Source organism: Allochromatium vinosum DSM 180 (assembly GCF_000025485.1).
In the GTDB taxonomy this organism is placed as follows: Bacteria; Pseudomonadota; Gammaproteobacteria; order Chromatiales; family Chromatiaceae; genus Thermochromatium; species Thermochromatium vinosum.
Genome location: NC_013851.1, coordinates 3082638 through 3098155, shown reverse-complemented (window position 1 = coordinate 3098155; position 15518 = coordinate 3082638). Strand labels below are relative to the sequence as shown.

At 65.2% G+C, this 15518-nt stretch carries 14 protein-coding genes and 1 tRNA gene; 3 read left to right on the top strand and 12 right to left on the bottom strand.

Annotated elements, in window-relative coordinates:
- Nucleotide 1 precedes the first annotated feature (1 nt).
- From rfbB to glgC, 10 genes are all read right to left on the bottom strand, one after another.
- Nucleotides 2-1069, bottom strand: a complete 1068-nt coding sequence (rfbB, locus tag ALVIN_RS13655; RefSeq protein ID WP_012971911.1) for a dTDP-glucose 4,6-dehydratase — start codon at nucleotides 1067-1069, stop codon at nucleotides 2-4.
- Nucleotides 1070-1282: 213 nt separating this feature from the next.
- Nucleotides 1283-1372: transfer RNA gene (locus ALVIN_RS13650), tRNA-Ser, on the bottom strand.
- Between the two features lie 104 nt (nucleotides 1373-1476).
- Nucleotides 1477-2886 (bottom strand): sodium:proton antiporter NhaD, encoded by a 1410-nt coding sequence (gene nhaD / locus ALVIN_RS13645; protein ID WP_012971910.1) that lies wholly within the window; start codon nucleotides 2884-2886, stop codon nucleotides 1477-1479.
- A gap of 199 nt (nucleotides 2887-3085) precedes the next feature.
- Nucleotides 3086-4489 (bottom strand): FAD-dependent oxidoreductase, encoded by a 1404-nt coding sequence (locus ALVIN_RS13640; RefSeq protein ID WP_012971909.1) that lies wholly within the window; start codon nucleotides 4487-4489, stop codon nucleotides 3086-3088.
- 162 nt (nucleotides 4490-4651) lie between these two features.
- Nucleotides 4652-5452, bottom strand: coding sequence for an ABC transporter permease (locus ALVIN_RS13635; protein WP_043796329.1), 801 nt, complete (start codon nucleotides 5450-5452; stop codon nucleotides 4652-4654).
- Between the two features lie 29 nt (nucleotides 5453-5481).
- Nucleotides 5482-6105 carry an ABC transporter ATP-binding protein gene (locus tag ALVIN_RS13630; RefSeq protein WP_012971907.1) on the bottom strand — a complete coding sequence of 208 codons (624 nt, stop codon included), beginning with the start codon at nucleotides 6103-6105 and terminating at the stop codon, nucleotides 5482-5484.
- The gene (trmB, locus tag ALVIN_RS13625) at nucleotides 6105-6845 is read right to left on the bottom strand and encodes a tRNA (guanosine(46)-N7)-methyltransferase TrmB (protein WP_012971906.1); all 741 of its coding nucleotides are present in this window, start codon (nucleotides 6843-6845) and stop codon (nucleotides 6105-6107) included. The genes ALVIN_RS13630 and trmB overlap by 1 nt, the downstream gene beginning before the upstream one ends.
- Before the next feature lie 11 nt (nucleotides 6846-6856).
- On the bottom strand, nucleotides 6857-7660 hold the full coding sequence (locus tag ALVIN_RS13620) for a thiazole synthase (RefSeq protein WP_012971905.1): 804 nt from the start codon (nucleotides 7658-7660) through the stop codon (nucleotides 6857-6859).
- An 82-nt stretch (nucleotides 7661-7742) separates the two neighbouring features.
- Complete coding sequence (thiS, locus tag ALVIN_RS13615) at nucleotides 7743-7943, bottom strand: sulfur carrier protein ThiS (RefSeq protein ID WP_012971904.1); 201 nt, start codon at nucleotides 7941-7943, stop codon at nucleotides 7743-7745.
- A 47-nt stretch (nucleotides 7944-7990) separates the two neighbouring features.
- On the bottom strand, nucleotides 7991-9262 hold the full coding sequence (gene glgC, locus ALVIN_RS13610) for a glucose-1-phosphate adenylyltransferase (protein WP_012971903.1): 1272 nt from the start codon (nucleotides 9260-9262) through the stop codon (nucleotides 7991-7993).
- Between the two features lie 93 nt (nucleotides 9263-9355).
- Here glgC and glgB point away from each other — a divergent pair, with 93 nt between their 5' ends.
- The gene (gene glgB, locus ALVIN_RS13605) at nucleotides 9356-11656 is read left to right on the top strand and encodes a 1,4-alpha-glucan branching protein GlgB (protein ID WP_012971902.1); all 2301 of its coding nucleotides are present in this window, start codon (nucleotides 9356-9358) and stop codon (nucleotides 11654-11656) included.
- Nucleotides 11634-11951 (top strand): DUF2288 domain-containing protein, encoded by a 318-nt coding sequence (locus ALVIN_RS13600; protein ID WP_012971901.1) that lies wholly within the window; start codon nucleotides 11634-11636, stop codon nucleotides 11949-11951. The genes glgB and ALVIN_RS13600 overlap by 23 nt, the downstream gene beginning before the upstream one ends.
- Here the strand turns inward: ALVIN_RS13600 and asnB are convergent.
- Both asnB and ALVIN_RS13590 read right to left on the bottom strand, forming a co-directional pair.
- Entirely contained in the window at nucleotides 11948-13765 is a 1818-nt protein-coding gene (asnB, locus tag ALVIN_RS13595) for an asparagine synthase (glutamine-hydrolyzing) (protein WP_012971900.1), read from the bottom strand. The two genes, ALVIN_RS13600 and asnB, sit on opposite strands and share 4 nt — an antisense overlap.
- A gap of 6 nt (nucleotides 13766-13771) precedes the next feature.
- The gene (locus ALVIN_RS13590) at nucleotides 13772-14800 is read right to left on the bottom strand and encodes a quinone-dependent dihydroorotate dehydrogenase (RefSeq protein ID WP_012971899.1); all 1029 of its coding nucleotides are present in this window, start codon (nucleotides 14798-14800) and stop codon (nucleotides 13772-13774) included.
- Between the two features lie 119 nt (nucleotides 14801-14919).
- Between ALVIN_RS13590 and ALVIN_RS13585 the strand changes: the two genes are divergently transcribed.
- Nucleotides 14920-15507 carry a DJ-1/PfpI family protein gene (locus ALVIN_RS13585; RefSeq protein ID WP_012971898.1) on the top strand — a complete coding sequence of 196 codons (588 nt, stop codon included), beginning with the start codon at nucleotides 14920-14922 and terminating at the stop codon, nucleotides 15505-15507.
- Nucleotides 15508-15518 lie beyond the last annotated feature (11 nt).

Sequence of the window (15518 nt, the reverse complement as noted above, 5' to 3'; positions counted from 1 at the left end):
CTCAAACGCCTCCCATGCCCGAACCCAGGCGCTCGCCGCGATAACTGCCGTCCATCACGCGCCGGCACCACTCGGGGTTGTCCAGATACCAGTCGACCGTGCGCCGCATCCCGGACTCGAAGGTCTCGGTCGGCTCCCAGCCCAGCTCGCGCTTGAGTTTGCTGGCGTCGATGGCATAGCGGCGGTCGTGTCCGGGGCGGTCGGCGACGAAGGTCTTGAGCCGGCTGTGCGGACGATGCGGCGAATCGGGCAGGCGTTCGTCGAGCAGGGCGCAGAGCGTATCGACGACCTGGAGATTGGTCCGCTCGCTGTTGCCGCCGACGTTGTAGACCTCGCCCGGCGTGCCGGCTTCCAGCACGCGCGCGATGGCGCGGCAGTGGTCGAGCACGAACAGCCAGTCGCGCACGTTGCCGCCGTCGCCATAGATCGGCAGCGGCTCGCCTGCCTGGGCCTTCAGGATCATCAGCGGGATCAGCTTTTCGGGGAACTGATAGGGACCGTAGTTGTTGGAGCAGTTGGTGGTGAGCACCGGCAGCCCGTAGGTGTGGAACCAGGCGCGCACCAGATGATCCGAGGCGGCTTTGGAGGCCGAATAGGGTGAGTTGGGGGCGTAGGGCGTGGTTTCGGTGAACAGTCCGGTCGGCCCGAGCGAGCCATAGACCTCGTCGGTCGAGACGTGCAGGAAGCGGAAGGTCGCGCGCGCCGCCGGACCGAGTCCCGTCCAGTAATCGCGCGCACGGTCGAGCAGGTTGAAGGTGCCGACGACATTGGTCTGGATGAACTCGGCCGGCCCGTCGATCGAGCGGTCGACATGGCTCTCGGCGGCGAAGTTGACCACGGCGTCGACCTCGTACTCGCGCAGCAGACGCCCGACCAGTTCGGCGTCGGCGATGTCGCCCTGGACGAAGACATGACGCGGATCGCCGGCCAGACCCGCAAGGGTGTCGAGGTTGCCGGCATAGGTCAGACGGTCCAGGTTGACCACCCGGACATCGGCTTGTTCGAGGATGTGATGGACGAAATTGCCGCCGATGAAGCCGGCGCCGCCTGTGACCAGTAGGGTTTGCATATCGAGTCCTAGTCAAGGCGAGATCGGAGGATCACCTATCCCCTCAGTGTTGACCGGCCGATCACCGCCATTTTGTTCACTACAGATCGACTCCCGGTATGGGATTCTATCGGACACACGCGGTCAGACACCACGACGGGTACCAGTCGATGCGGGGTTTTGAGGGATGTTGGCGCGATTTGCGCAAGTGGTGTTCAACGTCGGCCGCTGAATTGGCGGAGAGGGTGGGATTCGAACCCACGGTACGCTCGCGCGTACACCTGATTTCGAGTCAGGCCCATTCGGCCGCTCTGGCACCTCTCCGGGCAGTGCCGACCAACGAGCGTGGCCGGCGACAAGCGCGCCAATATAATCGCAAGCGGAGCATTTGTCCATGCCCGCTTGCGATCCATCGGCCTGCCGATCCCTTAACCGTTGATCCAGAAGTGGACCACGATACTTGCCAGGAAGCCGAGCGCGATCGCCGGCGTCCACTCCAGATGCGCAAAGAAAGTATAGGTTCCGCGCGCCTGTCCCATCAGCGCCACGCCGGCGGCCGAGCCGATCGACAGCAGCGAGCCGCCGACGCCTGCCATCAATGTGACCAGCAGCCACTGTGTCTCGTTCATCTCCGGCATCATGGTCAACACCGCGAACATGACCGGGATGTTGTCGACGATGGCCGAGAGGCCGCCGACCGCTACGTTAGCCAGTGTCGGTCCCCATTGCTCGTACATGACTTCAGACGCAAACGAGAGATAGCCGATCTGCCCCAATCCGCCGACGCAGAGCACTACGCCATAGAAGAACAGCAGCGTGTCCCACTCCGCGCGGGCGACCTTGTTGAACACATCGAAGGGGGTCATGTCGCCGACCAGCGCAGCGCGGTCCTCGTTGCGCTTGTGCCAGCTATGATGGGTCTTGCGCAGGAAATAGCCGAAGATCTGCAAATACCCCAGTCCGGTGAGCATGCCGATCACCGGCGGCAGATGCAGGAAATTGTGAAAACTCACGGCCGTAGCGATGGTCAGGATGAAGAGTACGAGGATTCGGCGTGCCCCGCGCTTCATGTGCGTATTGGCTTCCTGGGCCTCGGGTTTCAGGTTGGGCACGGCGAAAGACATGATGAGCGCCGGTACCAGATAGTTGACGACCGAGGGCACGAAGAGCTTGAAGAACGTGAAGAAGTCGAGCACGCCCTTCTGCCAGACCATGAGCGTGGTGATGTCACCGAAGGGACTGAAGGCACCACCCGCGTTGGCCGCGACCACGATGTTGATACAGGACAGCGTGACGAAGGTACGGTTGTCGCCGCCGACGGCCATCACCACGGCGCACATCAGAAGCGCCGTGGTCAGGTTGTCGGCGATCGGCGAAATGAAGAACGCCAGCGTGCCGGTCATCCAGAACAGTGCGCGAAAGCCGAATCCCTTGCGAATGAGCCAGGCGCGCAATGCATCGAAGACCCGCCGCTCTTCCAGGGCGTTGATATAGGTCATGGCGACCAGCAGGAACAGCATCAGCTCGGCGTATTCGAGCAGGGTGTGGCGCACCGCCTCGCCGGCCAGATTCGGCTGGCCTTGTTGGATATAGGCGTAAGCGATCAAGCACCAGATGAGACCGGCCGCGATGATGACTGGCTTGGATTTGCGCAGATGCAGGAATTCCTCGCCCATGACCAGGGCGTAGGCGATGACGAAGATCAGGAGCGCGAGATAACCGACGGTGTGATCGGTCAGATCGATGGCCTGGAGAGCGGCGGTTTCACCGCTGGCCAGGGCCAGGGTTGGAACAAGTAAGGCGAAGAGTCCGATGAGTAGACGTTGAACGGGGGGCATGAAGCGGGCCTCTCGTGGGTGCTGGGGGCGACCCCACGTCGCGTCGGTGAGCCGCGTGCGTGGGACTGTGCGTCGACGGCCCTGGCGCGTCCACACGGGACGGCCCCACGGGCCACCGCGCAAGATACCCGCCAGGAGCGACGACGCCAAGTCGAGCGCGCGCTTTCAGGCCCAATTGAAAGAATTGGCCGACTCGATATCAGGCCGCGTCTTCGGTCAGGATCGACTTGGACGCGCGCGTGTCCTCATGCCCCATCAGCAGCTCGCGCTCGAAGGCGGCTTCGTCGATGCGCGCACCCAGATAGCCGGCGATGGTGCGCATGTCGTTCTCGCCGCTGCCCAGACAGCTCGTGCCGCCCGGCGAAGGCGTCATGTTGAAGATGATGCCCTGACCGTCGCTGATCTTGGCCTCGCCCATGCGCAGCTTGCGGGCCGCCTTGTCGATCAGTTGCGGTCGGATGCCGCCGAAGCCCTCGGCATAGCTGATGTCTTCGACCGTCATCGAGGGCACGATCTTGCGGATCTCCTTGACGAACAGACGCCGGTTGAGATGCGGCACCTCGTAGAGGAAATTGCGCAGGATGTAGTGCCGGATGTCGCGCACCTTGAACTGATCCCAGAGCACGCCGGCGACCTGCCGGTCGAAGCGCAGCACCTTGAAGAACTCGCGGATCGAGGACGGATTGCGCCGTTCGAGCATCGGCAGCATGAGCGCGGTGGGTCCGAAGCGGGTCTTGCCGCGTTCCTTGACATCGTGGTCGCCATGCACGGCCGCGAAGGGCAGATTGGGATTCTGGACCGTGTAGACCTTGCCGTTGAGCGCCTCGGGAGCGAAATAGAAGGAGCCGGCCACGGGCAGACAGGAGTATTCCAACCCGAGTCCCATCTCCTGAGCCATCAGCAGCGAGTGCCCGCCGGCGCAGACCACCACGGCGCGCGCCTGGAGCGGACCGCGACTGGTCTCGACCGCATAGCCGCCGTCATCGGTGCGGCGGATTCTGTCGACCTTGGTCGAAAACAGCTGAGTGATCTGCTTGTTGGAGCTGCGTTCCATACGCACACACTCGCGTGAGAAGGATTCGGCCAGCGCCTGGAAGTCGACCGCGCAGTACTCGTCCGGAGTGCCGGTGGCGACGATCTCCTCCTTGCGCCAGGCGCCATCGACCAGGGCGACGTTCGGCTCCAGGTCGGCGATGTCCTGACGCTCCAGGAGCTGCATCCGGGGGAAGAGCTCCTTGAAGCTCTCATAGCGCCGACGCACCAGATCGCACTCGTCCTTGCCAACTCCGAGCAGCATCTTGGGCATGCGGAAGATGATGCGGTCGCGATCGCGCGCCGGGAGCTTGGTGGCGTAGTTGATGACCATATAGGCCGTGCGCTTGACGGCGCGGGCCTTGTCGAGCGAGTAGTTGGTCTCGATGTCGCCGCAATGGATGGTCTGGCTGTTGCTGTGGGCGTGTGAGTTGACGCTGGCCACGCTGTCGTATTTCTCGACCAGACACAGCCGGTTGAGATCCGTGAACTTGGCCAGTTCATAGAGCAGGGCGGTACCGGTGACACCGGCGCCGACGATCAGGACATCGTAATGGGTCGAAGCGGACATGAGTTCTTGGTCTCCAACGGCGGCGCGGACGCCGATCGCCGCGAGCGGGCACACTGGCCCATGATGCGGCGCAACATGACCGTCACGTTAGCCGAAGTCGAGCATCAAGAGAATGCCGGGGCTTGCATTTAATGCATTAAAACACTCAATTAAAGGGCGCGCTTATCCAGTCTGAGTCAGCCGATCGAGCCGCAGTCGCTGGCGCTCGTCGAACAGCCGCCGCGAACCCATCCAGACGGCGACCATCGCGCCGAGTCCGGTGCCGGCAGCGATCAGGAACATGATGAGCAGTTGATACTTGGCCGCGTCCATCGGTGGACTGCCGGCGAGGATCTGGCCGGTCATCAGGCCCGGCAGACTGACCAGTCCGGCCGTGCCCATGGCATTGATGATGGGGATGAGTCCCGAACGCAGGGATTCGCGCCGGATGTGCTCGATGGCCTGCTCCCAGTCCTGGCCGGCCAGCAGGCGCGCTTCGATCTGGCCGCGCGACTCCCAGGCGTGGCGGGTGAGGTTGTCGAGCGCGATGGCCACACCGCTCATGGTGTTGCCGAGCAGCATCCCGAGCAGCGGGATGAGATATTGCGGCTGATACCAGGGTTCGACCCCGATGACGACCGTGAGCGCCAGCAGGGTGACGCTGAACGAGGACAGAAACATCGAGACGGCGCCGATGCCGTAGCCCCAGGGACCGCCGAAGCGGCGCGTCTGGCGCTGCATGACCTCGAAGCCGGCGACCGAGAGCATGACCAGCGCCATGAGTCCGATCAGCGGCAGACTGGTCTGGGCGAACAGCAGTTTGAGCACCAGGCCGACCAGACTGAGCTGCACCGCACTGCGCGCGGCGGCGATCAGCACGCGCCGCTCGACCCCGAGCCGCAGTCGCCAGGACAGGCCCGCCAGCAGCAGTACCAGCAGCGAGGCCAATGACAGATCCCAGGGCGAGAGTTCGATCAGGCTGATGCTCGGGCTTGCGGGGGCGTTCGCGTCCATCAGGTTTCAGGCTCCAGCCGCCCATCGCCGATGACGAAGGCGCGTCCACCGAGACGTCGGCGCTGCTCGGGATCATGGCTGACCCAGAGCACAGCGGCCTCCTGTTCGTGTCGATAGGTTTCGACCAGGGTCTCGACCCGATCGCGGTTGACCGGATCGAGGTTGGCCGTCGCCTCGTCGAGCAGCAGCGCCTCGGGGCGCTGAGCCAGCCGCCGCACCAGAGCCAGACGCTGGCGTTCTCCGGTCGACAGCCGCGTGACCGACCAGTCGAGTACGTCCGGCGCGAAACCGAGTTTGGCCAGCCAGTCGTTCACGTATCCGGAGTCCGGGCCGGATGTCTGGCTTGCGGGCAGATGCGCCCCGACCGTCTCGGCCCACCAGAACGACTCGGCCGACAGCAGCCCGACACGCCGCCGCCAGACGGGCGGCGTCATCCGCGAGCGCGGCTCGGCGCCAAGCCAGACCTCGCCCCGATGCGGGTCGAGGTCGGCGATGGCGCGCAGCAGCAGACTCTTGCCCGATCCGGACGGCCCGGAGACGAACACCCGCTCACCGGCATCGAGTGCGAGATCGATCGGCGCGAGCGTCCGATGCGCGATCCCATCGAGCCGCAGACCGGCCATCATCGACGCCGGTAGATGAGATCGGCGACCGGGTGCCCGAGCCGTTCGCCGCGCTGCTCGAACTTGGTCAGCGGACGGTTGGCGGGGCGGGGTGCATAGGCGCCGGCTCCAGCGGTGTTCTCGAACAGATCCGCCGCGCCGTCGAGCACCTCGAGCATCTGTTCGGCGTAATGCGCCCAGTCGGTCGCGGCATGGAAGATCCCGCCCGGCCGGATGACACGTGCCAGCAATTCGACCAGCGCCGGACTCAGGATGCGGCGCTTGTGATGGCGCTTCTTCGGCCAGGGGTCGGGGAAGAACAGTTGCACGGTATCGAGCGCGCCCGGTTCGATCCCTTCGCGCAAGACCTCAATGGCGTCGTGACGCATCACGCGCAGATTGCTCAGACCCCGCCGCTCGATCTCCAGCAGCAGATGACCGACGCCGGGCCGGTGGACCTCGATCCCGAGCCAGTTGCGCTCGGGATCGCGTTCGGCCATCTCGGCCAGCGACTCGCCATTGCCGAAGCCGATCTCCAGCACCACGGGCCGGTCGTTGCCGAACAGCGCTGCGAGATCGAGCGGCACGCCCGGCGTCCAGTCCACCCCGAAGCGCGGCCAGAGTTCACTGAACGCGCGCTCCTGGGCGGCGGTCAGGCGTCCCTCGCGCAGCACGAAGCTACGAATGGCGCGGCGCGGGCGATCACCCGGATCGCTCGGGGGATCCGCCTCGGGCGAGCGCCGATCCTCAGTCTGTTCCATGACCTCCCGGCTCAAAAGAACAGCCCCTCGATCGGTGATGAGGCCGAGGCGAAGCGCTTGGCCGGCATGCGTCCGGCCAGGAATGCTTCGCGTCCGGCCTCGATCGCCTTGCGCATGGCGCTGGCCATGAGGATCGGGTTCCTGGCGGCGGCAATCGCGGTGTTCATGAGCACGCCGTCGCAACCCAGCTCCATCGCCTCGGCGGCATCCGAAGCCGTGCCCACGCCGGCATCGACCAGGACCGGCACCTTGGCGTTCTCGACGATGGTCAGGATGTTGAGCGGATTGCGAATACCCAGCCCCGAGCCGATCGGCGCCGCCAGCGGCATCACGGCCACACAGCCGATCGCCTCCAGCTCGCGCGCGACGATGGGATCGTCGTTGGTGTAGACCATGACCTCGAAGCCATCCTTGACCAGGATCTCGGCAGCCTTGAGCGTGGCCATGACGTCGGGGAACAGGGTCTTCTCGTCGCCGAGCACTTCGAGCTTGACCAGGTTGTGGCCGTCGAGCAGTTCGCGGGCCAGCCGGCAGGTGCGCACGGCGGTATCGACGTCATAGCAGCCGGCGGTGTTGGGCAGGATGGTGTAACGATCCGGCGGCAGCACGTCGAGGATGTTCGGCTCGTCGCTGTTCTGACCGATGTTGGTGCGGCGCACGGCAATGGTGACGATCTCGGCGCCGCTGGCCTCGATGGCGCGCGCGGTCTCGTCCATGTCCTTGTATTTGCCGGTGCCGACCAGCAGGCGCGAGCCATAGTCCTTGCCGGCGATGATGAGACGATCGGAGTTGGGAGCGGATGTGGATGTGGACATGCAGCGACTCTGGAAGTGGCGATTCAGAATGAGAGAACGTTGAGACGATGGCGTCCGGGGCGAGCGAGACGCCAGACGCGGCTCAGCCGCCGCCGACGGCCTGGATGATCTCGACCGTGTCGCCGGCGACGAGCCGGTGCTCGGCGAAGCGGCTGCGCGGAACCAGCTCGGCGTTGACCTCGACGGCGAAACGCTGACCGAGCAGTTCCAGATATTCGACGAGTTCCGACACGAGCATGCCATCAGCGATCTCGCGCGGGGCTCCATTGAGGATGATCTTCATCGGTGTGATCCGTGATGCGTAACGAAACGCTGAAAACGAACAGGGTCTCAGCGAACTTGATTGGCCTCCTGCCCGAGCATTTCGGGTGTCACCAGGGTGACACCACCTTCGCTCACCTGGAAACCGGCGCGCCGATCGGCTTCGGCGTCCATCCCGATCCGAGTTCCCTCGGGCAACTGGCAATAGCGATCGATGATGGCCTTGCGCACGATGCAGTTACGCCCGATCTCAACGTCCGGCAGGATCACTGAGTCACTCACCTGGCTGTAAGAGTTCACTCGCACGTTCGAAAACAGCAGCGAATGGCGCACCGTCGCCCCTGAGATGATGCAGCCACCCGAGACCATGGAGTCGACCGCCATGCCGCGCCGGTCGTCGTCGTCGAATACGAACTTGGCCGGCGGCAGTTGTTCCTGATAGGTCCAGATCGGCCAGTTGGTGTCATAGAGATTCAGCGGTGGCGTGACGCCGATCAGCTCCAGGTTGGCTTCCCAGAAGGCATCGAGTGTGCCGACGTCGCGCCAGTAGGCCTGCTCGCCGCTGCGCGGATCGCGGAAAGTGTAGGCCATGACCCGGTAGAGCTTGATGACGTTGGGGATGATGTCCTTGCCGAAATCATGACTCGATCCCGGCATGTCCGAGTCTTTGAACAGTTGCTCGAACAGAAAGCCGCGATTGAAGACATAGATGCCCATCGAGGCCAGACAGCGGTCTGGCTGGCCGGGGATGGTCTCAGGGCTGGCGGGCTTCTCGGCGAAGCGTCGCACCCGGCCGTCGCTGTCGACCGACATGACGCCGAACTCGCGCGCACGCTCCACGTCGACCTCCAGACAGCCGACCGTCATGTCGGCGCCGCTCTCGACGTGATGGGCGATCATGGCGCCATAGTCCATCTTGTAGATGTGGTCGCCGGCCAGGATCAGGATGTATTCGGGATTGTGGTCGCGGATGATGTCGAGATTCTGGAACACCGCATCCGCCGTACCGGCATACCAGGCGGTCTCGGCCACACGCTGCTGTGCCGGCCACAGCTCGACGAATTCCCCGAACTCACCGCGCAGGAAGCCCCAGCCCTTCTGGATGTGCAGGATCAGTGAGTGAGCCTTGTACTGGGTGAGCACGCCGATACGCCGGATGCCGGAGTTGATGCAGTTGGAGAGCGGGAAGTCGATGATGCGGAACTTGCCGCCGAAGGGCACGGCCGGTTTGGAGCGCCAGGCGGTCAGTTGCTTGAGCCGTGAGCCGCGCCCTCCCGCCAGGATGAGCGCCAGCGTGTTACGGGTCAGGCGACTGATGAACCTGGGGTTGGTGTGGGGCATGACTCCTCCTGATTCGGACGACATACAAAGGATTGAGAACGTCCTTATGATACCATCCCCGCGTATTCCAATCCCCAGAGGTACAGGAACGACATGGCCAACGCGACCAGCTCTGCCCCCAAGCTTCCGGAATCCTTGCAGCGTATCGTCGAGGCGCGTCACCATGATCCCTTTGAGGTTCTTGGACGCCATGCGGAGGCTGGTCGAGTCGTTGCGCGTGTCTTCCTGCCGCAGGCCGAGCACGTCCGTCTGGTCGAAGCCGATGCACCGATGGAGCGTATCGAGGGCACCGATTTCTTCGTCTGGGAGGGCGATTCGGAGCAATTGCCCGAGCGTTTCCAGGTCGAGTGGGTCGACGCCGACGGCGTGGCCCATGTCCAGTACGATCCCTATTGCTTTCCACCGCTGCTCGGCGATCTGGATCTGCATCTGTTCGGCGAGGGCAAGCACTGGCACGTCTACCGCATCCTCGGCTCGCACCTGGTTGAGTTCGAGGGCGTAACCGGTATCCGTTTCGCCGTCTGGTCGCCGAACGCCGAGCGCGTCAGCGTGGTGGGCGACTTCAACGCCTGGGACGGACGCGCCAATCCGATGCGGGTGCGCGGCGGTTCGGGTGTTTGGGAGCTGTTCATCCCCGGGCTGGAGCCGGGCGGTTTCTACAAATACGAGATCCGCGACCGCGCCACCCATATCCACATCAAGATCGATCCCTATGCCCAGGCGTTCCAGGAGCGCCCGCAGACCGCCGGGCTGCTCGCCGTGGACAGCGCCTTCGACTGGGGCGACGCCGACTGGATGGAGCAGCGCGCCAGGACCAACTGGCAGCAGGCGCCGATGTCGGTCTACGAGGTTCATCTCGGCTCCTGGCGGCGCGATCCGGAGGGCAACTTCCTCAACTATCGGGTGCTGGCCCACGAGATCGCCGACTACGTCAAGGAACTCGGCTTCTCCCATATCGAACTGATGCCCATCACCGAGCATCCGCTCGATGCCTCCTGGGGCTATCAGTGCACCGGCTATTTTGCGCCGACCTCGCGGTTCGGCACGCCCGACAACTTCCGCTATTTCGTCGACCACTTCCACCGCGAAGGCATCGGCGTGCTGCTCGACTGGGTGCCGGCGCACTTCCCGAAGGACGCCTATGCGCTGGCGCGCTTCGACGGCACAGCACTCTACGAGCACGCCGACCCGCGTCTGGGCGAGCACAAGGACTGGGGTACGCTGATCTTCAACTTCGGGCGCAACGAGGTGCGTAACTTCCTGCTGGCCAGCGCGCTCTACTGGCTGGAGGAGTTCCACATCGACGGTCTGCGCGTGGATGCCGTGGCCTCGATGCTCTATCTGGACTATTCGCGCAATGCCGGTGAGTGGATCCCCAACAAGTACGGCGGCAACGAGAACCTGGAGGCCGTGGATTTCATCCGCGAGCTGAACATGGTCACGCACGAGCAGTTCCCCGGCACGCTCATGGTCGCCGAGGAATCGACCGCCTGGCCGGCGGTGTCGCGTCCGACCTATCTCGGCGGACTCGGCTTCAGCATGAAGTGGAACATGGGCTGGATGCACGACACCCTGTCCTACATGCAGAAAGACCCGATCTATCGCCACTTCCATCACGACCTGCTGACGTTCGGGCTGCTCTATGCCTTCACCGAGAACTTCGTGCTGCCCTTCTCGCACGATGAGGTCGTTCACGGCAAGAAGTCGATGCTCGACAAGATGCCGGGCGACGGCTGGCAGAAGTTCGCCAGTCTGCGGCTACTCTATACCTTCATGTTCAGCTATCCGGGCAAGAAGCTCTTGTTCCAGGGCTGCGAGTTCGCTCAGGGCAAGGAATGGAACTTCGCCAGTCAGCTCGATTGGGAGCTGATGGAGCGCCCGCCGCACCAGGGCGTGCACAAATTGGTCGCGGATCTCAATCGGATCTACGCCGAGCTTCCGGCCCTGCACGAGGTCGATTTCGACGCGGCCGGATTCGAGTGGATCGACTGTCACGACAGTTCGCAGTCGGTGCTGAGCTATATCCGCAAGGATCGCGCCGGCAAGACCCTGATCGCGGCGGTGTTCAATTTCACCCCGGTACCGCGCACCAACTATCGCATCGGCGTACCCGAGCCGGGTTTCTATCGCGAGGCGGTCAACTCGGATGCCGAGCTGTACGGCGGCAGCAACGTCGGCAATCAGGGCGGCGTGACGGCCGAGCCGGTGAGCTGGATGGGACGTCCGCACTCGCTGCTGATCTCGCTGCCGCCGCTGGCGGGTCTCATCCTGGTGCACGAGCCGCTGACCGAAGCGTCCGGCACAGCCGAGGACGACGATGACGCAGCCTCGACCACGCCGGACACTCCCGAGATGTCAACGGACGCCAGCGATGCCAACGACACAGCCGCTTGAGGATCAGGATGCCCTGGAGCGGGCCAGGATCAACCAGGAGACGGCTCGTCTCCCGTGGCGCGAACTGCAACGCTTCTTCGCCCAAGGGCGCGTGATCGCGGTCGCGCCCGAGCTGGATCTGGTCGAGCTGGCGTTGCGCTGTTCGCGTGACGAGGCCCAGACCATCGCCGCCGACCTGGAGCAGGGACGTCTCGCGCCGGTCAGCGACGACCAGGCGCGCACCTGGCTGGAGACCGATGCCGAAGTTTGGGCCGTGGTCGTCAAGCCCTGGGTGCTGGTTCAGGATCGCGCTTAGATCCAGTCGAGCGGATCTTCATCGGGTGTCGGCCTGAGTCCGGGGCGCTCGATGAACAGCCGGTGCCAGATGGCGAACTGCATCAGTCCGAACAACTCGCGTCCGCCGCCGCGTCCGGCCTGACGCGCGGCGACCAGCTCGGGGATGGCTGTGACCTCGAACCAGTCGCGCACGCCCGGATTGAGCGCCAGCCGTCGCCCGACCTCGGTGGCCAGACTCCCGCGCAGCCAATCTCCGACCGGGACATGAAAGCCGCGCTTGGGCCGCTCCAGATGGCCGGGCGGCAGTTTCGGCTCGGCCCAGCGCCGCACCAGCCACTTGCCCTGATGCCCCTGCACCTTGAGTGCGTCCGGCAGCGACAGCCCGAACTCGACGATCCGATGATCGAGAAAGGGCACACGCCCCTCCAGCCCGAATCCCATCAGCAACCGGTCGGTCTTGACCAGCAGATTGTCCGGTAGCGCCGTGACCAGATCGGTGTACTGGCGGCGCTGCATGTCCGACCAGTGGCGGGGCGTCTCGCTCCAGGCGCGCCGGACGGGTGCACGATCGGCGTCGGCGACCGCGCGCAGGGCCGGTCCCATGAGACGCCGCGTCCAGCGTCCGGCCCACTGGCCACGGGTGCGGAATCCGCCGCTGCCCGGATGCAGCAGCGACTTCAGCAGCCGCTCGGCCAGCGGCGGACGATAGCGCCCGTAACCGGCGAACGCCTCGTCGCCCCCTTCGCCCGAAAACACCACCTTCAGCTCCGCGCCCGCCGTCTCGGCCAGGATCGAGGTCGGCAGACAGGCGTAATCGCGCATCAGCTCATCGGCGCACCAGACCGTATGCGGCAGGCGTCCGAAGACCCTGGGCAGCTCCAGTTCGAGCGGTCGGTGATCGAAGCCGAAGTGCGTGGCCACGCGCGCCGCTTCGTCGAGTTCATGCGCCATGGCCGTGCCGCGATAGCCGACCGAATAGCTCTTGATGCGTCCGGCGCCCTGTTCGGCGAGCTTGGCGGCCAGCACCGCCGAGTCCAGTCCGCCGGAGAGAAAGAGTCCGAATGGCACATCCGAACGCTGGTGCTCGCGCATGGCGTCGTCCATCAGGGCGTCCAGTTCGGCGCGTGCCTCCTCGAAGCCGATCCGACGCGGCTCCACATCCAGCGCCAACCAGTAGCGATGCGGGCGGATGTTCAGATCGGCGTCGATCAGCAGCGCCGTGCCCGGCGGGACGCGCCGGATGCCGTCGATCAGCGTCTCCTCGCCGCCGGCGAACTGGTTTTGCAGGAACTGGCGCAGCGCGCTCGGCTGGATTCGGGGCGACTCGGGCAGGAGCGCCAGCAGTGCCTTGATCTCGGAAGCAAACGCGATCCGGTCGGGCAGCCGGACATAGAACAGCGGCTTGATGCCGAGCCGGTCGCGTCCGAGGATCAGGCGTCCGGCGCGCGCATCATGGAGCGCAAAAGCATACATCCCACGCAATCGGTCGAGCGCGTCGAGTCCATGCGCGGCATAGGCGTTGAGGATGGTTTCGGAGTCCGAGCCGGTGCGCGGCGGCTGGCCGAGCGCGCGCAGTTCGGCATTCAGCTCGATGTAGTTGTAGACCTCGCCGTTGGCGACCAGCGCGAGCTGCCCGTCCGCCGACAGCAGCGGCTGATGGCCGCTCTCCAGTCCGATGATCGACAGCCGCGTCTGCACCAGACCGACCGGCCCGGCGCAATAACGGCCCCGGTCGTCCGGGCCGCGGTGCGCCAGCCGTTCGGCCATACGATCGAGCCACTCGGGTTCGGGGCGCCGGCCCCGAGCCAGCATGAATCCGGCGATGCCGCACATGGCCGCTCAGAGTCCGCGCAACAGTTCGCGCACGAAGCCGGGGCCGCGATAGATGAGTCCGGTATAGACCTGGATCAGATCGGCGCCCGCCGCGAGCTTGGCGCGCGCGCCCTCCGGGTCGAGGATGCCGCCGACGCCGATGATGACCGGCTCGGGACCGAGCGCTGCACGCACCTTGCCCAGCAGCTCGGTCGAGCGTGCCAGCAGCGGTCGGCCCGAGAGCCCGCCGCTCAGCCCCTCGGTCGAGCTCCTGAGGCCCTCGAAGCGGATCGTGGTGTTGGTGAGGATCAGCCCGGTTGCCCCGGCTTCGAGCGCCGCGCGCGCGCACTCGATGGCCTCGTCGTCGGCCAGATCCGGCGCGAGCTTGACCAGCAGCGGACGCGGACGGCTCAGGCGCTGGTTTGGTTCCTGGATCGCTTCCAGGATGCGCGCGACCTCGTCGACCCGTTGCAGATCGCGCAACCCCGGCGTGTTCGGGCTGGAGATGTTCACGACCACATAGTCGGCCAACTCACCCAGGCGCTCGAAGCTCTGGCGGTAGTCGGCGGCCGCCTGTTCGGGCGGCGTGACCTTGGACTTGCCCAGGTTCACCCCGAGCGGGATCTCGGGCAGGCCGCGTGCGCGCAGGCGCTGGAGCCGCCGCGCCATCGCCTCGGCGCCGCCGTTGTTGAACCCCATGCGATTGACCAGCGCCTCGTCGGCCGCGAGGCGGAACAGGCGCGGGCGCGGATTGCCCGGCTGGGGCAGGGCGGTCACGGTCCCAACCTCGACGAAGCCGAAGCCGAGCGCCTGCCAGGCGGGTACCGCCTCGCCCTGCTTGTCCAGCCCGGCGGCCAGACCGATGGGGTTGGGAAAACGCAGACCCATGACATCGCGCGCCAGCGTCGGACGCCGCGCGATGTCGCTGGGGCCGAGCCGTCCGTCGAAGAGCGCCGACCAGCGTGCGAGCAGTCCGAGCGTGAGATTGTGGGCCTGCTCCGGATCGAGTTTGAACAGGGCGGCGCGGGCGAGCGGCCAGGGCGGGGTGACGAGCATGGGTCTGAAGGCTCCTGTGTCGAGGCTGGGTGGGATCGATTTCGATCGCTCGTTGCGACGATCCCTAATGCTATAGTTTGAGCTTTCCAATCGAAGCGATCCGGAGGAGGACCGCGCTCATGGCGATCAAAAAGATACTGATGCTGGTCGGAGACTATGTCGAAGACTACGAGGCGATGGTGCCGTTCCAGATGCTACAGATGGTCGGGCATCAGGTCCATGCGGTCTGTCCGGGCAAGCTGCCGGGCGATCACGTGCGTACCGCCATCCACGACTTCGAGGGCGACCAGACCTACAGCGAGAAACCCGGCCACAACTTCGCCATCAATGCCGACTTCGCCACCGTCGACCCGGCCAAGTACGACGCCCTGGTGATCCCCGGCGGACGCGCGCCCGAATATCTGCGCCTCAATCCGCGTGTCATCGAGATCGTGCGTCACTTCGCCGCCGGCGACAAGCCGATCGCCTCGGTCTGTCATGGCCAGCAGATCCTGGCCGCTGCCGGCGTGCTCGACGGACGCCAGTGCACCGCCTACCCGGCCGTGCGCCCTGAGCTGGAGCGTGCCGGCGGCACCTGGTGCGAAGTCAACGAAACCGTCTCCAACGCCTATGTCGACGGCAAGCTCGTCACGGCTCCGGCCTGGCCCGCCCATCCGGAATGGATGCGCAAGTTCCTGGACGTCCTGGGCAGCCGCATCGAACCCTGAACCCGACCGTC